The 18,451-nt window shown below is 67.2% G+C and carries 17 protein-coding genes; 9 read left to right on the forward strand and 8 right to left on the reverse strand.

Annotated elements, in window-relative coordinates:
- On the reverse strand, window positions 1-1,242 hold the full coding sequence (locus XnspCFBP7698_RS04270; protein WP_104580506.1) for a DUF418 domain-containing protein: 1,242 nt from the start codon (window positions 1,240-1,242) through the stop codon (window positions 1-3).
- A 233-nt stretch (window positions 1,243-1,475) separates the two neighbouring features.
- Window positions 1,476-1,955 carry a peptidylprolyl isomerase gene (locus tag XnspCFBP7698_RS04275; protein WP_047695722.1) on the reverse strand — a complete coding sequence of 160 codons (480 nt, stop codon included), beginning with the start codon at window positions 1,953-1,955 and terminating at the stop codon, window positions 1,476-1,478.
- Window positions 1,956-2,064: 109 nt separating this feature from the next.
- Here XnspCFBP7698_RS04275 and XnspCFBP7698_RS04280 point away from each other — a divergent pair, with 109 nt between their 5' ends.
- The gene (locus tag XnspCFBP7698_RS04280; RefSeq protein WP_147423586.1) at window positions 2,065-2,610 is read left to right on the forward strand and encodes a C40 family peptidase; all 546 of its coding nucleotides are present in this window, start codon (window positions 2,065-2,067) and stop codon (window positions 2,608-2,610) included.
- Window positions 2,611-2,719: 109 nt separating this feature from the next.
- Window positions 2,720-3,469 (forward strand): C40 family peptidase, encoded by a 750-nt coding sequence (locus XnspCFBP7698_RS04285; protein ID WP_047695720.1) that lies wholly within the window; start codon window positions 2,720-2,722, stop codon window positions 3,467-3,469.
- A 222-nt stretch (window positions 3,470-3,691) separates the two neighbouring features.
- On the opposite strand, the gene XnspCFBP7698_RS04290 is transcribed toward XnspCFBP7698_RS04285, so the two are convergent.
- The 3 genes from XnspCFBP7698_RS04290 to XnspCFBP7698_RS04300 form a co-directional block, all read right to left on the reverse strand.
- Window positions 3,692-4,183, reverse strand: a complete 492-nt coding sequence (locus tag XnspCFBP7698_RS04290; RefSeq protein WP_047695719.1) for an acyl-CoA thioesterase — start codon at window positions 4,181-4,183, stop codon at window positions 3,692-3,694.
- A 290-nt stretch (window positions 4,184-4,473) separates the two neighbouring features.
- Window positions 4,474-5,316, reverse strand: coding sequence for a class I SAM-dependent methyltransferase (locus XnspCFBP7698_RS04295; protein ID WP_104580507.1), 843 nt, complete (start codon window positions 5,314-5,316; stop codon window positions 4,474-4,476).
- Between the two features lie 9 nt (window positions 5,317-5,325).
- The gene (locus XnspCFBP7698_RS04300; protein ID WP_104580508.1) at window positions 5,326-6,666 is read right to left on the reverse strand and encodes a dicarboxylate/amino acid:cation symporter; all 1,341 of its coding nucleotides are present in this window, start codon (window positions 6,664-6,666) and stop codon (window positions 5,326-5,328) included.
- A 115-nt stretch (window positions 6,667-6,781) separates the two neighbouring features.
- On the opposite strand from XnspCFBP7698_RS04300, the gene XnspCFBP7698_RS04305 reads away from it, so the two are divergent.
- The 5 genes from XnspCFBP7698_RS04305 (at window position 6,782) to XnspCFBP7698_RS04325 (ending at window position 13,086) form a co-directional block, all read left to right on the forward strand.
- Window positions 6,782-8,515, forward strand: coding sequence for an alkaline phosphatase (locus XnspCFBP7698_RS04305; RefSeq protein ID WP_104580509.1), 1,734 nt, complete (start codon window positions 6,782-6,784; stop codon window positions 8,513-8,515).
- A 280-nt stretch (window positions 8,516-8,795) separates the two neighbouring features.
- Window positions 8,796-10,097, forward strand: a complete 1,302-nt coding sequence (gene tilS / locus XnspCFBP7698_RS04310; RefSeq protein ID WP_255404428.1) for a tRNA lysidine(34) synthetase TilS — start codon at window positions 8,796-8,798, stop codon at window positions 10,095-10,097.
- Window positions 10,098-10,128: 31 nt separating this feature from the next.
- Window positions 10,129-10,392 (forward strand): exodeoxyribonuclease VII small subunit, encoded by a 264-nt coding sequence (locus XnspCFBP7698_RS04315; protein ID WP_039411772.1) that lies wholly within the window; start codon window positions 10,129-10,131, stop codon window positions 10,390-10,392.
- Window position 10,393: 1 nt separating this feature from the next.
- On the forward strand, window positions 10,394-11,269 hold the full coding sequence (locus XnspCFBP7698_RS04320) for a farnesyl diphosphate synthase (protein ID WP_104580511.1): 876 nt from the start codon (window positions 10,394-10,396) through the stop codon (window positions 11,267-11,269).
- Between the two features lie 719 nt (window positions 11,270-11,988).
- Window positions 11,989-13,086 (forward strand): M35 family metallo-endopeptidase, encoded by a 1,098-nt coding sequence (locus XnspCFBP7698_RS04325; protein ID WP_064632770.1) that lies wholly within the window; start codon window positions 11,989-11,991, stop codon window positions 13,084-13,086.
- 68 nt (window positions 13,087-13,154) lie between these two features.
- Here the strand turns inward: XnspCFBP7698_RS04325 and XnspCFBP7698_RS04330 are convergent, their stop codons facing one another.
- Together XnspCFBP7698_RS04330 and pmbA are read right to left on the reverse strand one after the other, a co-directional pair.
- The gene (locus tag XnspCFBP7698_RS04330; RefSeq protein WP_047695713.1) at window positions 13,155-13,544 is read right to left on the reverse strand and encodes a DUF4870 domain-containing protein; all 390 of its coding nucleotides are present in this window, start codon (window positions 13,542-13,544) and stop codon (window positions 13,155-13,157) included.
- Between the two features lie 228 nt (window positions 13,545-13,772).
- Entirely contained in the window at window positions 13,773-15,140 is a 1,368-nt protein-coding gene (gene pmbA / locus XnspCFBP7698_RS04335) for a metalloprotease PmbA (protein WP_104580512.1), read from the reverse strand.
- A 199-nt stretch (window positions 15,141-15,339) separates the two neighbouring features.
- On the opposite strand from pmbA, the gene yjgA reads away from it, so the two are divergent.
- On the forward strand, window positions 15,340-15,921 hold the full coding sequence (gene yjgA, locus XnspCFBP7698_RS04340) for a ribosome biogenesis factor YjgA (protein WP_047695711.1): 582 nt from the start codon (window positions 15,340-15,342) through the stop codon (window positions 15,919-15,921).
- A 169-nt stretch (window positions 15,922-16,090) separates the two neighbouring features.
- Here the strand turns inward: yjgA and tldD are convergent, their stop codons facing one another.
- Window positions 16,091-17,536, reverse strand: coding sequence for a metalloprotease TldD (gene tldD / locus XnspCFBP7698_RS04345; RefSeq protein ID WP_104580513.1), 1,446 nt, complete (start codon window positions 17,534-17,536; stop codon window positions 16,091-16,093).
- A gap of 97 nt (window positions 17,537-17,633) precedes the next feature.
- Between tldD and XnspCFBP7698_RS04350 the strand changes: the two genes are divergently transcribed.
- Window positions 17,634-18,383, forward strand: a complete 750-nt coding sequence (locus XnspCFBP7698_RS04350) for a DUF6065 family protein (protein ID WP_104580514.1) — start codon at window positions 17,634-17,636, stop codon at window positions 18,381-18,383.
- The last annotated feature ends 68 nt before the right edge of the window (window positions 18,384-18,451 follow it).

An 18,451-nucleotide genomic window follows, 5' to 3' on the forward strand; every position in this document is an offset into this window, starting at 1 on the left:
CTACCCGGCCCGGGCGTTGCTGCGCCACATCGGCGGCACGCGCAGGTAGGTCACGCTCCGCCAGACCCATTCCAGTGGCCCGAAGCGGAACCAGCGCAGCCACAGGTGGCTCAGCACCACCTGCGCGGCGAACAGCGCCACTGCGAACGGTAGTTGCCACACGCGCGGCAATTGCTCGAAGTAGCCCAGCCCGTACCCGTAGAACACCCACGTGCACAGCACCGACTGCAACAGATAATTGCTCAGCGCCATGCGGCCGGCAGGCGCAAGCCATGCCAGACGCGACGCAAAGCGCACCACCCATGCCGCATAGCCCAGGCTCATCAGCGGCCCGGCGATCAACGCCAACGCGAACGCGCCGGACAGGCGCAGCGTCGCACGCGCAGGGTCCATCCACGGTTCCAGCGCGTAGCTGACCACCATGACGGCAAGCCCCAGCGGCACGGCCCCGTAGCGCAATGCGCGAAACAGCTGTGGAAAGCGCTCGGGCGCCGCGATCGCGCCGCTGCGCACGAACCAGCTGCCCAACAGGAACATGCCCAGCATGGCCGGACCATTGATGCTGAGCCCGCTCATCGCCTGGCGTAGGTCATGCCAACGCTGCACGGTGGCCTGCAGGTAGGTACCGTGTCCAAACGCGGCGCGCTGTGCCTGCACGTTGGCTGCTGCCTGCTGCGCGGCGTCGGCCATGGCGGTGTTCCAGTCGCTCGCCGCTGCCGGATCGGACTGCATCAGCGCGATCGCACTGCCGTACAGCATCACCAGCGCCGGCGCGCACAGGTACACCAGCGCGGCAAGCCACGGCAACGTCACCGTCGGCACCTTGCGCGCGCTCAGCAGCAGGACCGCCAGCACGGCATAGGTCACCAGAATGTCACCGGACCACAGCAGCAGCGCATGCGCCAGACCGATCACCAGCAAGCCGGCAGTGCGGCGCAGGTACATGCCGATCAATCCGCGCCCTGCCTGATCGGCGCGCTGCGCCATCACCGCAAAGCCCATGCCGAACAACATCGAGAACAGGGTGTAGAACTTTCCCTGCACGAACAGATAGACCAGCGCATCGGCGATGCGATCGGCGCCGTGCCAGTGCGGCTCCACGCCGCTCAATGCCAGATCGAGCGGTCCGACGAAGGCCTCGATGTTCATCAGCAGGATGCCGAGCAATGCAAAGCCGCGCAGTACGTCCAACACGACGATGCGCTCGGTCGCGGCAATGGGGAGCAGATCGGGTCGGGTCATTGCAACTCAGGCCATCGGGTGCGATGGCGCACACCGCAGAACGCAAACGGCCCGCCTGGAGGGCGGGCCGTCGGAAACGCCGCCGTTACCGGCTGCATCGAGCGTGGCGCAGTGCGTGCCCCCTGGTGGGAAAGTGGCGGCTCCGGCGGCCCGGCACGCAACCGAGGTGCAGACCGAACCCGGAATCCAGCACTTCACCGCCACCGGCAACGCCGACACCCTGCCCGCAGTGCTTAGTGGTGATGACCGCCGTCACCGTGAACGTGCCCGTGGTCGCGCTCTTCCTGGCTTGCTTCGCGCACTTCGATGATTTCCACATCGAAGTGCAGGTCCTTGCCGGCCATCGGGTGATTGAGGTCGACATCGACCACGCTCATGCCGACCTTCTGCACGGTGACCGCACGCGGGCCGAAGTTGGTCTGCAGCACCACCTGGGTGCCCGGAACCAGCTTGGTGGCACCGAAATGCTTCTTGGGCACGCGCTGGCTCAGGCCTTCGCGGTACTCGCCATAGGCCTCGGTCGCCTTGACGTCGACGCCGAAGCTTTCGCCGGCTTCCTTGTCCATCATGGCCGCTTCCAGGCCGGGGATGATGTTGCCGTGGCCGATCAGGATCACCAACGGGTCACGCTCCTTGGAGCTCTCGATCGGCTCCTGGCCGATCTCCGAAACGGTGTAGTGGAAGCGGACGACGCTGTCTTTTTCGATCTTCATGCCTGGCTCTGAATGGGCTGCCCGGTGGCAGACGGTTGAGGACGGCTTGTCGGCCGCCGGGTGCGCCGCCATCATGGCGACCTTTCGAACCGCCCATTATCCCGGCTCCATGCATATCACGCCAGTTTTCGCCGCCCGCATCCATCGCGCCGCGGCCTGTTTGCTGCTGGGCTTGTTCCTGCTGGGTGGTTGCGCGCAGCAGACCCCGGTGCGGCGTCCGGCCGCCGCGCCCCCGCCGCCGCCGCGCGTCTGGCCGCAGGTGGCGCCGGCCAATCCTGCGGCGGCCAACGACATCCTGATGCGCGCATTGGGCCTGGTCGGCACTCCGTACCGGTTTGGTGGCAACACACCGGAGACCGGGTTCGACTGCAGCGGGCTGGTCACTTATGTCTACAAGGACGTGGCGGCCGTCATGCTGCCGCGCACCTCGCGCGAGCTGGCCGAGATCCAGGGGCCGCCGATCCCGCCAGAGCGGCTTGCCACCGGCGATCTGGTGTTCTTCGGAGCCAGCGGCAGCGTGACCCACGTCGGCATTTACGTGGGTGAAGGTCGCTTCGTGCATGCCCCGACCACCGGCGGTACGGTCCGCTTGGATTTCCTGGATGGCGCCTACTGGCGTGACCATTATTCAGGTTCGAAGCGGGTTTTACACTGAAATGTGATGAACATCACAAGTCATAAAACGGAAAGTTAACTTTTTTTGAACGTAACGATTCGTTCACCAGGGCATCATCCCGCATCGACAGCAGAATTGTGATTCCCGCGTGACGAACGACGAACAGATCAGCCCTGGCGCCGCCCCGCTTCCGCTCCGGAAACCGCTCCGCCTGCTTTGCGCCACCGCACTTTGGATTGCAGCACTTCCCGCTCTGGCGCAGACCGCCACCAGCGCCTCATCCACTCCGCAGACGACTACGCCAGACAGCGCCGTCGCCGCCGAGAAAGCCGCAACCCGCAGCCGCGCCGACGCCGCTGCCACCGCAACACTGGCCGCCCTGCTTCCGCACCTGGCCGCCAATGACGCCATTCCGCTGATGGACCGCTCGGCGATGTTCGCCGGCGACCTCAGCCGCCTGCTGGCCAATTACGACGTGTCGCAGAGCGCAGCCAACGCTGCACAGAACGCCGTGGCGGACAGCCGCGTGCAGGTGATCCTGCAACGCGCCATGGCCCTGCTCGGCACCCCCTACGTCTGGGGCGGCGAGTCCACCGAAGGTTTCGATTGCAGCGGCCTGGTTGGCTACGTCTTCAAGACCGCGCTGGGTATCGATCTGCCGCGCGTTTCGCGCGACATTGCGCGCGATGAATCAGCCGAGCTGATCAAGGACCCGAACGCGCTGAAGGCAGGCGACCTGGTGTTCTTCGGCAAGCGTGGCCGCATCGATCATGTCGGCCTGGTGGTCGGCGACGGCAAGTTCCTGCACGCGCCCAGCCGCGGCAAGGACGTGCGCGTGGATTCGCTGGCCAGCGGCTACTGGAGCGAGAAGTTCATCCAGGCACGTCGGGTGCTCTGACTGCCGGCATAGACACTGCGTCGATTGCATGACAAAGGCCGCGGCGATCCCGCGGCCTTTTTGTTGCAGTGCCGTGGCACGTTGCAGTTCTGCATCGCCCATGACCGCTGCGTGGCAGCGGGTACACCCGCCGCCGGCTGCACTGCACGCGCCTGGCCTCACGCTACGTGCGGCAGCTCGGGCATGCGTGGACCCCAGCGGCAGCGCAGCCTGCGGTGCCGGTTACCGCGAGGTATCGGCCTGGTAATGGGACATGGTGTCCTCGATCCCTTTGCTCAGCTCCATCACCTTGAGCGCGTACTCGGCCAGGCGTTGGTCCTCCGGGGTATCCGGTCGCCACGAGGGCACTTCCACCGGCGTGACGCCGTCCGGGTCCATCGCCACGAACACGATGATGCAGTGCGTGCACAGGCGCGAGTCGCCCCCCATCGGGCTGCGTGCCCGCACATCGATGGCGAAGTGCATGCTGCTGCGGCCGGTGTAGACCAGCTTGGCCGACACCGCGACCAAGTCACCGATCCGTACCGGCGCCACGAAACGGATGCCGCCCACCGCCACGGTCACGCAGTAATGCCCGCTCCAGCCACTGGCCGCCGCGAAACCGACCTGGTCGATCCACTTCATCACCACGCCGCCATGCACCTTGCCGCCGAAATTGACGTCGCTGGGCTCGGCCAGAAATCGAAATGTCAGATCACGCTGTTGGCCGATCACCGCCCGCCTCCCTCAATGGATGAGCCGGCAGTGTGCCATGTGGCTGCAACGGCGGGCATGCGTTGCGCGGCCGCGTCCACTGCTCGCAACAGTCAGCGACGTTGCCCACCTGCAAGGCGGTGATCTGCGCTGATCCGGCGCGAGCTCCGCAGCCCTACGAGCAGAACCGCAACGCCGGCCACCATTGCGATGTCGACGCGGCACCCACCTGGCTGTCGACGTCCGCAAGCGACCGGCCTGCTCACCGGCCGCTATATCGCAGCCTCGTCCAATGCGGCTTGCAGGCAACGCTAGGCCGTCGCGCACACTGCCGCGACGTTGTCCTGCTTGCGAAGGCAAAGCCACGGGAAATGCGGCTGTTGCAGCCTCAGCAGGCGCCGCACCCGCGCACCCAGCCGGCGCGGATCGAACCGCCATTCCACTGCAAATCGGTCGAAGGTGGCGTAGGTGTGCTGGTGATATTGCTCGGCCAATGCAGGCACGCCCAACCCGGTGAAATACCGCAGGCTGCGCGCGGCACTGCCGTTGGCGCGTTGCGGATTTGCATACAAGGGGCTGTCGAGGATATGCAGCTCGCCGCCATCGCGCAGCTGCGCCAGCAGGCGCACCAGCAGCGCGCCGGGGTCGGCGAAATACTGGATGCACGCCGGCACCACGATGACGTCGAACACATCCTGCGGCAGTGCCAGGGTGTGGATATCGGCGGCAACGAAACTCAGGCGTTGGTCGTGACCGAACACGCGTGCGGCCTGCGCAAGTTCGGTGCGATTGACGTCGATGCCGCACACGTCGCGTTGCAGCGACTGGGCGAGCCGTTGCGACAGCCAGCCATTACCGCAGCCCAGTTCAAGAATGGCGCCCTCGCTTGCGCGCGCGCGCAGGTGTTGCACCAGCAAGTCACTGGACAGCGCGCGCACCTGCCATTCCAGGCTGGCGCCGAGCTTGCCGCCGGGGCGCGGCAGGCTGCGGACTTGCGCATCGGTATACACGCGGCCTTCCTTGCGCCGCACCTGCAGGTAGCGATCCTCGAACGGGTCCGGCGCCAGGCTGCGCTGCACGAACACACCGTCGACCATCTCCAGCTCGGTCACTTGCGCCAGGCGCTCGCGCAGCGCGGGAAATCCTGCCGTCATCGAGGGCGCTCAGCGCAGCGGCTTGGCACTGTCCGCCGGCGGATCTTCCAGCCCCACATTGGTGGAGGCGGATTCGTAGATGGTCTTGTCGAGCAGGCCGGTTTCCTTGGCCACCAGCACCGGCACCAGCATCTGCCCGGTCACGTTGGTCATGGTGCGCATCATGTCCAGGATGCGGTCGATGGCGTACAGGTAGCCGATCACTTCCAATGGCAGGTTGGCCGCGCTCAGCACCACCGTGGCCATGATCACCGCCGTGCCCGGCACGCCGGCCGTGCCGAAGCTGCCGAGTACCGAGGCGATCAGCACCACGAAATACTGATTGGCGGTCAGCGGCACGCCGGTGTATTGCGCGATGAACACTGCGCACAAAGCCGGAAAGATTGCGCCGCAGCCGTCCATCTTGATGCTGGCGCCCAGCGGCACCGCGAATGCGGCGTAATCCTTGCTCACGCCTAGGTTATGGGTGATCGAGCGCATCGCCACCGGCATGGCGGCAAAGCTCGACGAACTGACGAAGGCCACCTGCATGCCGGGCGCAGCGCCGCGGAAGAACTTCCACGGGTTGAGCCCATGCACCAGCAACAGGCCGCTGTAGACCACCAGGATATGGATCGCGCAGGCCAGATACAGCGCCAGCACGAAACTACCGAAAGGCAACAACTTGGCGAACCCGTAGCTGCCGACCAGGCTGGCGATCAGGCCGAAGGTGCCGAGCGGGGTCATCTCCAGCACGAAGCGGGTGACCTGGATCATGATGTCGCTCAGTTGCCCGGTCAGCTTGCGCGCCTCGGTCACCCGTTCGCCGAGCTTGACCATTGCAAAGCCCAGCAGCCCGGCAAAGAAGATCACCGGCAGGATCGAGCCGCGCCCGGCCGCCAGCACGGTTTCGCCGGCGGCATTGGTCTTGGTGCCGATGCCGGTGAGTGCGTAGAACGGATTGGACGGCACCACGTCCAGCAGCACCTTGATCGGGCTGGGCACATCGCGCGGCTTCCAGGCCGAATCCACACTCAGATTGAAATGGCCGGCACCCGGCTGCATCAACGTGCCCACCGCCAGGCCAACGCCCACCGCCAGGGCTGCGGTGATCACGAACCACAGGAAGGTGCGCCCCCCCAGCGCGGCCACCGATTTCTGCCCGTGCAGCGACGAGATTGCGTTGATCACCGCGAAGAACACCAGCGGGACCGCAATCATCTTGATCAGGGTGACGTACAGATCGCCCAGTGGGCCGAACCACACGTCGGCCGCAGGGCCCATTGCCGCACCGGCCAGCGCGCCGAGAACGAAGCCGGCCACCACGCGCTGCCAGAACGGAATGCGCAACCAGGCCGCAACCAGTCTCATGTCGTCGAATCATCCGGGGGGAGAGTGCATGCACCTTATCGCAGGCCCGGCCTGCCCGCGAGGCCACGACTGGAACAGCGGCGTGTCATCTGTGCGACGGACGCGGGCCGGCATAATGGGCGCTGATTCAGCCACGAGTTCGACCCCGATGCGTTACCGCCTGCCTGCCCTCGCCGCCCTCACCACGCTCTGCGTCGCCGCCTGCGCCTCCACTGCCGGAAGCAGCGCCTCTGCACCCGCTGCCGTCAACGTGGACGTGCCACCCGTGACCCATCCGGCCGGCGAGACCCCGCAGTGGTGGTATCGCTCCGGTGCGGCGCGCGCCGCCGGCAACGGCGCCATGGCCGGCAAGGCGCGTAACGTGATCCTGTTCCTGGGCGATGGCATGAGCCTGACCACCGTGGCGGCCGCACGCATCCTCGATGGCCAACGCAAGGGCGGGCCGGGCGAAGAGAACCTGTTGTCGTGGGAGCAGTTCCCGGCCACCGCCTTCAGCAAGACCTACAACACCGATTCGCAGACGCCCGATTCGGCCGGCACCATGACCTCCATCACCACCGGTGTGAAGTCGCACATGGGCGCGATCGGGGTCAGCAGCGGCAATCGCAGCGACTGCGCCGACAGCTTGAACAAGGGCCTGCTGAGCTGGCTGCAACTGGCCGACAGCGCCGGCATGGCCACCGGCATCGTCACCACCACGCGGCTGACCCATGCAACGCCTGCGGCAACGTATGCGCATTCGCCGGACCGCAACTGGGAAAACGACACCGATCTTCCCGAGTCCGCGCGCACCGCCGGCTGCCAGGACATCGCCCAGCAGTTGCTGTCCACCGCGCGCTACGGACGCGGCCCGCAGGTGGTGCTGGGCGGAGGACGCAGCCAGTTCCAGACCGTGCAGGAGCGCGACCCCGAATACGACGACAAGGTGGGCCTGCGCCTGGACGGCCGCGACCTGGTGGCCGAATGGAAGCAGGCGCACCCGCAGGGCGCGTATGTCTGGAACGCGCAGCAATTGAAAGCGGCAACCGGCGCGCCGGCGCTGCTGGGGCTGTTCGAACCGGACCACATGCAGTTCGACCACGACCGCAACCGCACCCAGCAGGGCGAGCCCAGCCTGACCGAGATGACACGCACCGCGATCCAGTCGCTGTCGCGCGACCCGAATGGGTTCGTGCTGATGGTCGAAGGCGGGCGTATCGATCACGCCAATCACGCCGGCAATGCCTACCGCGCGCTCGATGAAACCGTGTCGCTGTCCGATGCGGTGCGCGCTGCCGTGCAGACCGCGCCACCGGACACGCTGATCATCGTCACCGCCGACCATTCGCACACGCTCAACTTCGTCGGGTACCCGGTGCGCGGCAACCCGATTCTGGGCAAGGTGCGCGGCACCGGCGGCGAAGAAGGCGACCGCACCCAGCTGGCCACCGACCTGGCCGGCCAGCCCTACACCACGCTCAGCTACGCCAACGGCCCCGGCTACACCGGCGCCAGCAACGCGCAGCCGGCCGGGCCGAAGAAGTATCCGCACGAGCCCAGCAACAGCGAGCCGGCGTCCGGTCGCCCGGACCTGACCCACGTCGACACCGAGGCGCCCAGCTACATGCAGGAGTCGCTGGTGCCGACCAAGTCCGAAAGCCATGGCGGCGAAGACGTCGGCATCTGGGCCACCGGCCCGGGCAGCGCGGCCTTCCGCGGCACCCTGGAGGAGAACGTGATCTACCACGTCATCGTGCAGGCCACCCCACGCCTGCGTGCGCGCCTGTGCAAGGCCGGCACCTGCAACAGCGCCGGCGTGCCGGTGGAGCTGCCCAAGCCGGCCACGTTCGAGGCGGCGGCCACGCGTTGATGGGCGGCTTGCTGCGCGATGACCGCCGGTGGGCCGGCGACCAGCCTCACCTTGCCGGCGTGTCTGCCGCATCAACGGACGGCGGTGGGCATGACGCGCAGCGGCTTGGGCGACTGGCCGCATCGGCTTGTGCTTGCCCATGCGCGGCACACCGCGATGGCCATGGCACCGCCATGCGCGCGGGCCAGGCGGTGCGATCCGCACCCGCCTGGCACACGGCTGCTTCGCAGACACCGGCAACTCGCGTGCGACGCGGCGTTCGTCCTTCAGTGAGTACCCGGTGACCGACGCCACCACATTGCTGCCCACCACTCCCCCCGGCCCGGTGGTGATCGCCTACAGCGGCGGCATGGATTCGGCGGTCTTGCTGCACGCGCTGGCTGCGATTCCGGCCTACCGTGCGCGCGGCCTGCGGGCGCTGCACGTGCACCACGGCCTGCACGCCGATGCCGGTGCCTGGGCGCTGCACTGCAAGCACACCTGCGCGGCGCTGCAGGTGCCGCTGCGCATCGTGCAGGTGCAGGTCGCGCGCGACAGCGGGCTGGGCCTGGAGGCCGCCGCGCGCCAGGCCCGCCATGCCGCCTTTGCCGAAAGCCTTGCCCCCGGCGAATGGTTGGCACTGGCCCACCACCGCGACGACCAGGCCGAAACCTTCCTGCTGCGCGCTCTGCGCGCCTCCGGCCCGGATGGCTTGGGTGCCATGCGCGCGCAGCGGCGCTTCGCCGACGGCATGGCGTGGCGCCCGTTGCTGGCGCGGGCACGCGCCGACCTGCAGGCGTATGCACAGGTGCACCGGTTGCACTGGATCGAAGACCCGAGCAATGCAGATGCGCGCTACGACCGCAATTTCCTGCGGACCCGGGTGCTGCCGTTGCTGCAGCAACGCTGGCCGCAGGCGGCCGACGCGCTGGCGCGCAGCGCGCAGCTGAGTGCCGACGCCGGCGAGCTGCTGCTGCACGAGGACCTGATACTGCTGCCCGATATGCAGACGGCCACGGGCGCCCTGGACCTGCAGTTGCTGCGCGCACAGCCCGCGGCACGCCGGCCGCGGTTGCTGCGCGCATGGGCAAGCGCAGCCGGCGCGCCACCGCTGCCCGCCCACGGCGTGGCGGCCCTGGAGCAGGAGATCGAGCACCCCGCCGCCGACCGGCAGGCCTGTTTTGCGTGGCAGCAGGTCGAAGTGCGCCGCTGGCGGCACCGTCTCTACCTGCGCCGCCCGTCCGTCCCATGGCCGGCGCACTGGTCTGCGCCATGGGACGGCGCGCAGCCGCTCTGCCTACCCGATGGCGCGCAGCTGCAGCTGCAGGGCGCGCCGGGGCTGCGCTTTGCGCAACCGCTGTTGGTGCGTGGCCGACACGGTGGCGAGCGCATCGTGCTGCCGCAGCGCGCGCATTCGCATCGGCTCAAGCATCTGCTGCAGGCCTCGGATCTGCCACCGTGGGAGCGCGATCGCCTGCCGATCCTGTGGGCCGGCGACCAGGTCCTGGCCGCGGGCGATTGCATCGTCTCGGCACCGTTGAGCCACTGGTTGCAGGCCAATGCGGCGCGCCTGGTCTGGCGCGCGGACACCACGGCGAATTGACCCGCCTGCGCGCGCGCCGCACACTTTAGCGATGGCCAAGAAGTCCTTGAACGAAACATCCCCGGTTGCCCGCTTCGAACAGTCGCTGGAAGAACTCGAGCAACTGGTGCAAAAGATGGAAGTCGGCGATCTGAGCCTGGAGCAATCGCTCACTGCCTACGAACGTGGCATCGGCTTGTACCGCGATTGCCAGCAGGCGCTGGAACAGGCCGAACTGCGCGTGCGATTGCTGACCGACCCCGCCCGCCCCGAGCTTGCCGAAGCGTTCGAGCCGCCGTCGCTGGACGGCGGCTGAGGTGAGCTCCGCGCTGTTCGAACACTGGATCGCCCGTACCGAACGCAGCCTCGACGCCGGCCTGCCAGACGCCGCACTGGCGCCGCAGCGGCTGCACGCCGCGATGCGGCACGCCGTGCTCGGCGGCGGCAAACGCATGCGTCCGCTGCTGGTGTATGCCAGCGGCGCATTGTTCGGCGCCGAGGAAGACCTGCTGGACACACCGGCGGTGGCGGTGGAGCTGATCCACGCCTACTCGCTGGTGCACGACGACCTGCCGGCGATGGACGACGACGCGTTGCGCCGCGGCCAGCCCACCGTGCATATCGCCTTCGACGAAGCAACCGCCATCCTGGCCGGCGATGCATTGCAGAGCCGCGCCTTCGAGCTGCTGGCCGCCGCACCTGTCAGTGCCGAGCTGCGTGTGGGCTGGCTGCAGAGCCTGTCCACTGCTGCCGGTGCTGCCGGCATGTGCGGGGGCCAGGCACTGGATATCGATGCCACCGGCCAGCTGCAATCGCTGCACGCCTTGCAGCGCATGCATGCGCTCAAGACCGGTGCCCTGATCCGCGCGGCGGTGCGCATGGGCGCGCTGGCCGGCAACGCCGGCGCGGCCGACCAGCAGCGCGTGGACGACTTTGCCGACGCGCTGGGCCTGGCCTTCCAGGTCCGTGACGACATCCTGGACGTGGAGTCGAGCTCGGCGCAGCTGGGCAAGACCGCCGGCAAGGACGCCGCACAGTCCAAGTCCACCTACCCTGCCTTGCTTGGCATGGACGGCGCCAAATCCAAATTGGCGGAGCTGGCAACGCGCATGCACGACATCCTGCAGCCCTATGGCCAGCCGGGCGACACCCTGGCCAGCCTGGGCCGGTTCGCGGTGGACCGGGCGCACTGAAGCACCTCGCCACGGCCACCGTCGTCTGCCAGGCGACGGTGGTGCCCGACCACACTCCTCCATTGGACAGTTCTGCTCGGTCGGGAGGCGGTGCGCCGAAAGCGCTGCTCGTTCACTGCGTCACCGACATACGCAGAGCACCTGTGCGCTGGCGCCACGAGCCAGCACTGGCGCATACAACCGGGTCAACACACACGCAGGCATCCCGCTGCCCGGTGCATCGGCACGACCCAACGCCAGTGGCTGCGACATGGCCGGCCGACCTGCTCGCGGTTGCCGTCGAGCATCGCAGTGACGCTTGGAGTGCACTCCAACACGGCGCCGAAGCGGGCGGCCCACCACGCACTCGCCGACTTCCGGCATCCCGCTGGCAGCCGTTCTGATCGGCCCCCACTGACGAAGGCGACCCAATCTGCGCACTCCGTGCGCCAGCGCACGGTTGCAGCCGTGAGGGCGATCGGGCGACCGGAGAAGAAGGTCACAAAATGAAACTTTCATAACTGCGGTTTGTGTCAGCCGCTGACACACGCCCGGCGCCAAGGAGTGACGGGAATCACTCTTTATTCCTGAATTATCGACATCGGCAGTGATTTGCTCTGATTTCTGGATTATCTGTCATCAGAAATATCGTTAATTGAACGACTTGTCGCGCCCGCTCGCGCTACCTAGGTTTGGTTGGCCTGCACTCGCAGGCATCCCCCGACCAAGGAGAGTCACTGGTGAAAAATGTTTTTCTCGCATCGTTTGCAGCAGGCACGCTCGCCGTTGTTGGCGTGCTCGGTTCGGCGCAGGCGCAGTCCGTGCGCGGCCCGGTTCCGTTGACCATCGAGTTGTCGCCAGTGGCCGATCAGGCTGGCCGTCATCAAGGCAAGATCGCCGTCACCGTCACCAACAACGGCAGCCAGATCGCACGCGTGCCGACCTATCAGCTGCCGCTGAAGTCGCTGGACAACGGCATTCTGGAAGTGAGCCGCGATGGCACGCCAGTGGACTACACCGGACGCCTGGTCAAGCGCGGCCTGCCCAAGGCGGCCGACTTCACCATCCTGCAGCCGGGCCAGAGCGTGAAGGGTGAGGTCGATCTGGCCGGCGCCTACGACCTGTCCACCAGCGGCAACTACACCATCCAGGTGCGCTCCACCCTGCAGTACGCCTCGCTGTCCGACGGCAGCCTGATGAAAGCCGCCAACGGCCTGCCCGCGGTGGCCACCAGCACCCCGCTCACCGTGTGGCTGGACGGCGCACGCCGCGGCGTGCAGCGCCAGCTCGCAGTCGGCCCGACCGCCGTGGTCAACGGCATCAACTACCTCAACTGCAGCACCACCCGCACCAACCAGGCCGCCAGTGCGGTCACTGCCGCGCGCAACTACTCGCAGAACTCGCGCAACTACCTCAATGCGGGCAGCACCGGCGCGCGTTACACCACCTGGTTCGGTGCCTACAACGCCTCGCGCTACAGCCGGGTCAGCTCCAACTTCGTCAACATCGACAACGCGCTGGACCAGAACAACGGCCAGCTGACGATCAACTGCAGCTGCGAAGCGGATCTGGCCGACGCCTTCGCCTACGTCTATCCGAACCAGCCGTACGAGATCCATGTCTGCAACGCATTCTGGAGCGCGTCCACCACCGGCACCGACTCCAAGGCGGGCACGCTGGTGCACGAGACCAGCCACTTCACCGTGGTGGCCGGCACGCAGGACCGCGTCTACGGTCAGTCCGGTGCGCGCAGCCTGGCGATCAGCAATCCGGCCCAGGCCATCACCAACGCCGACAGCCATGAATACTTCGCCGAAAACACCCCGGCGCAGAACTGATCGCGCCATCGCCTGAACGACAAAGGCCCGGCATCGCTGCCGGGCCTTTGTGTTTACCGCCGCGTCGATTACTTGATCAGGCGCAGCGCGAACGGGTAACGGTAATGCTCGCCGTTGTTGGCCTTGACCGCGGCCAGGATGCAGAACACCAGGTTGGCCACCCAGACCAGCGTCGGCACGAAGAACAGGATGCCGAACGAGACGATGGTCAGGATCACCGCCAGGACATAGGCGATGATCACGGTGATCTGGAAGTTCAACGCTTCCTTGGCCTGGTCGGTGGCGAACGGCTTGGACGGGCTGGCGTCCTTGCTGATCAGCCAGATCACCAACGCGCCGATGAAGGACGTCAGGATGCCGAGCAGATGCGCGGCCAGCGCCAGGGTGCGTTCTTCGGACGGCGTGCTGGTGCCGATCGGCGGTGGCGGCGGTGCGGCGTGGGTGTCGAATTCGCTCATATGTCTCCCCGAACATGATTGTGGTGCGGCGGACTATAACAACGATTCAGCCAGCCACCAGTGCGGGAAGACATGGTCTCTCACGGCAGCCAGGTCCGGTCCGTGCAGTGCGCACCACCCGGGCCGGACGTCCCTACCCACCACATGGCGAGACAGGCGCCTGCATGATTCATCCGTCACTGCGCCCGAACGCAGGCGGCGCATCGACCCAGCACACGAACGCCTAGCTCAGCTATCGCCCGCCACGGTCATGCGGTTGATCAGCACCGAGCCGATCTTGACGTGTGAGCGCGGGTCGACATCGCTGCCCACCGCTTCGATACCGGCGAACATGTCGCGCAGGTTGCCGGCGATGGTCAGCCCATCCACCGGATAGGCGATGGCGCCGTTCTCGATCCAGAAACCGCCGGCGCCGCGCGAGTAATCGCCGGTCACCGGGTTGACGCCGTTGCCCATCAGCTCGGTCACCAGCAGCCCGCGCGACATGCCGCCGATCAGCGATGCCAGATCGCCGGCGTTGGCGCTGACCTGCAGGTTGTGCACGCCGCCGGCGTTGGCGGTGGTCTGCAGACCCAGCTTGCGGGCCGAATAGCTGCCCAGCACGTAGCGCTGCAGCACGCCGTCGGTGATCAGCGCCGAACGCCGCGTGGCCACGCCTTCGCCATCGAACGCGGCCGAACGCAGCCCGCGGCGCAGATGCGGCAGTTCTTCGATGTTGAACCAGTCCGGAAACAGCTTGGTGCCGACGCTGTCGAGCAGGAAGCTGGCGCGGCGATACAACGCGCCACCGGACACTGCACCCAGCAGATGGCCGACCAGCGAACGCGCCACTTCCGGGGCGAACAGCACCGGTAACTGGCCAGTGGGCAGGGAGCGCGGCTGCAGACGCGCCAGGGTGCGCTCGGCAGCGTGGCGGCCAATGGCCTCCGGCGCTTCGAGGTCCTCGCGCGCCAGGGCACTGCTGTACCAGCCGTCGCGCTGCATGCCGTCGCCCTGCCCGGCAATCAACGCGCAGCTGATCGAATGATGGGTGCCGCGTTCGCGGCCGATGAACCCATGCGAGTTGGCGTAGACCGACAGGCTGAGCCCGGTGCTGGCCGAGGCGCCGTCGGAATTGCTGATGCGCGCGTCCGCCTCGCGTCCGGCGCTTTCGCAGGCCAGGGCCAGATCCACTGCAGTGTCGGCGTCCAGCGCCCACGGGTGCCAGCTGTCGAGGTCGGGGAACTCGCGCGCCATCAGCTCTGGATCGGCCAGGCCGGCGGCCACGTCGTCTTCGGTGTAGCGCGCGATGGCACAGGCCTGCGCGACGGTGGCTTCCAGGCTGGACTCCTGCAGGTCGGCGGTGCTGGCACTGCCCTTGCGCTTGCCGAAGTAGACGGTCACTGCAATGCCGCGGTCGCGGGTGGATTCGACCGTTTCCACCTCGCCCAGGCGTACGTTGACGTCCAGGCCGCGCTCCTCGCTACAGCTCACTTCGGCCTGGGTGGCGCCGGCTGCACGGGCGCGCTCGAGCAGGCGCTGCGAGATATCGGTCAATGCGTCCAGACGCTGCAGGCTGTCGTCGGCGACACGGGTTTCGGAGGAGAGTGCGTTCAATGCTTTATCCTTTGGATGCGGATCCGTCCGCGAAAGCCCGACCATCCATGGTCGGACTGTCTGAATTTGGATGCGGATCCGTCCGCGAAAGCTCGGCCATCCGTGGCCGGAGTGTCTGAATTTGCTGCGGAGTCTTCCGCCGGAGTCCGGCCGTTCGTGGCCGGAAAGTCAACTAACCAAGTTTCGGGATGTAGTGGCAATGCGCGGACGTGATGAAGAGACCGGTGAATTCCGCGGCGCCAGCCGCAGCCAGCAGCGGCGCGAGGCGCTAGAAATCTTCGACCTGGGCGAAAAGCTGGTGGCGCTGACCCCGGCGCAGCTGGCCAAGCTGCCGGTGCCCGAGTCGCTGATCCCGCATATCGAAGAGAGCAAGCGCATCACCTCACACATCGCGCATAAGCGACAGCTGGCGTTTCTGGCCAAGCACATGCGCCGCGAGGACGACGAAACCCTGGCTGCGATCCGCGATGCGCTGGACGCCAACAGCGACACCGCGCGCCGCGAGGTGGCCGCGATCCACCGGGTCGAGCGTTGGCGCGAGCGCCTGCTCGCCGAAGGCGACGTCGCGCTGGCCGAACTGCTGGAAGCCTACCCGGCCGCCGACCGCCAGCAGCTGCGCCAACTGGTACGCAACGCGATCCACGAACGCGCCAAGAACAAACCCCCGCGCGCCTACCGCGAACTGTTCCAGGTGCTGCGCGAGCTGTCTCAAGAGCAGGGACTGGAGAGTGGGGATTCGGGATTGGACGACGAGGAATCGGCGTCGGAAGGCGACGAATAAGGATCTGCCCGATCCATCAATCGAGGCAACGACCATCCCGGCCGTTGCCACTCCCGAATCCCGATTCCCGATTCCCCTCTGCTGAACCCGCGAAGCGCAAACGCCCGACGCACTGCTCTGCGCTCCTGCCGTTACGATTCCCGAATCCCGATTCCCGAATCCCCGCATCTCAGGCCTGCGTTCCGCCAACCGTGATGCCGTCGATCAACAGCGACGGCTGGCCGACACCGACCGGCACGCTTTGCCCGTCCTTGCCGCACACGCCCACGCCTTCGTCCAGTGCCAGATCATTGCCGATCATGCGCACCTTCTGCATGGTTTCCGGGCCGTTGCCGATCAACGTGGCGCCCTTGACCGGCGCGGTGACCTTGCCGTCTTCGATCAGGTAGGCCTCGGTGGCCGAGAACACGTATTTGCCGCTGGTGATGTCGACCTGGCCGCCGCCGAAGTTCACGGCGTAGATGCCCTTCTTGACCGAGCGGATCATCTCTTCCGGGTCGTGCTGGCCGGCGCGCATGTAGGTGTTGGTCATGCGCGGCATGGTCAGGTGCGCGAACGATTCGCGGCGGCCATTGCCGGTGGGCGCCACGCCCATCAGGCGCGCGTTGTGGCTGTCCTGCATGTAGCCCACCAGCACGCCGTCTTCGATCAGCGTGGTGCACTGGGTGGGGGTGCCTTCGTCGTCGATATTGAGCGAGCCGCGGCGTCCGTCCAGGGTGCCGTCGTCGACGATGGTCACGCCCGGCGACGCCACGCGCTCGCCGATGCGGCCGGCGTAGACGCTGGTGCCCTTGCGATTGAAGTCGCCTTCCAGCCCGTGGCCCACTGCCTCGTGCAGCAGCACGCCGGGCCAGCCGGGACCGAGCACCACCGGCATCACGCCGGCCGGCGCCGGTATCGCCTCCAGGTTGACCAGCGCCTGGCGCAGCGCTTCGCGCGCAAACCCTTCCGGGCGGCCCTCGGCAAACAGCTCGGCGTAGCCATACCGGCCACCGCCTCCGGAATAACCGGATTCGCGGCGGCCGTTGTGCTCGACGATCACCTGCACGTTCAGGCGTACCAGCGGGCGCACATCGGCGGCCAGCACGCCATCGCTGCGGGCGATCAACACCGTGTCCACGCCGCCGGACAGGCTCACCATCACCTGCTTGACGCGCGGGTCGGCAGCGCGCAGGTACTGGTCGATGCGGCGTAGCAGCTCCACCTTGGTGGCGCTGTCCATGTCGTCGATGGGATCGGTGGCCGGGTACAACGCCCGGCCATTGCCACGCACCAGCGCGCGCGTGGACTGCGCACCGCCGTCGCGCGAGATCGCACGGGCCGACTGCGCCGCTTCCAGCAAGGTCTCGCGCTGGATGTCGTCGGAATACGCAAACCCGGTCTTTTCGCCGGCAATGGCGCGCACGCCCACGCCCTGTTCGATGGAATGCGCACCGTCCTTGACGATGCCATCCTCCACGCTCCAGCTCTCGCGCCGCGAATGCTGGAAATACAGATCGCCGAAGTCGATGCCCGGGCCCAGCAGGGCGCCGAAGGTGCGGTCGAGATGGCCGGCATCCAGGCCGGAAGGAAGCAGCAGCCGGGTTTCGGCCAGAGTGAGTGCGTGATCGGTCATGCGGTCAGGATGGGGCCCGCGCGCCGGGGAGACAAGTCGTTCGGCTGAACATGCGGCGCCGCTATCATCCCCGCCAGCTCTTATCGATCGCCCGCGCATGAAGCTCATCGCCCACGTTCTGGACGGCCACACGCTGGACATCCGCCCCGCCCCGCATGAGCGCGCGTGGATGGATGCCACCGACCAGCGTTACGCCTACCGTTGCCTGCCGCTGGCGATCGCCAATGCGCACGGCTGGGAGCTGCTGTGCCAGTCCGGTTTCGACGCCGATTGGGACGGCGGCGACGCGCTAGCGGCAATCACCATCAACGCTGATCCAGAGACGGTCGCGCCGGCGATCAGCCACTTCGGTTATGGCGTGCTGACCTTCCATGTGCCCTGCCTGTTTCGCACCGACACCGGCATCGACCTGTTCGTCACCGGCCCGTTGAACCGGCCCAAGGACGGCATCGGCGCGTTGAGCGGCCTGGTGGAAACCGACTGGAGCCCGCACACCTTCACCATGAACTGGCGCCTCACCCGGCCCGGGCGGGTGCGCTTCGAGGCGGGCGAGCCGTTCTGCCATCTGTTCCCGCTGCAGCGGCAGTTGATCGAGCAGGTGCAGCCGCAATGGAAGCCGCTTTCCGAAGCGCCGCAGCTGGCGCAGCAACATGCCGACTGGACCCACAGCCGTACGCGATTTCTGGATGCACTGCCGGATGCGCAATCGGCGGCGGCGCGTGAAAAATGGCAACGCGGCTACTTTCTGGGCGTGCCCGCACCTGGGCAACCGCCGGCGCCTGGGCACCGCTCGCGGCTGCGTCTGCCGATGTTCACGCGCGCCGACAGCGACAGCCCTGCCGAATGAATGCGGCAATGCGTCGGCATGCACGGCTTGCCGGCTGGCGCGCGTACTGCATTCGATCGACGCACGGA

It is taken from the genome of Xanthomonas sp. CFBP 7698, from assembly GCF_003600855.1.
GTDB classification, from domain to species: Bacteria; Pseudomonadota; Gammaproteobacteria; order Xanthomonadales; family Xanthomonadaceae; genus Xanthomonas; species Xanthomonas cannabis.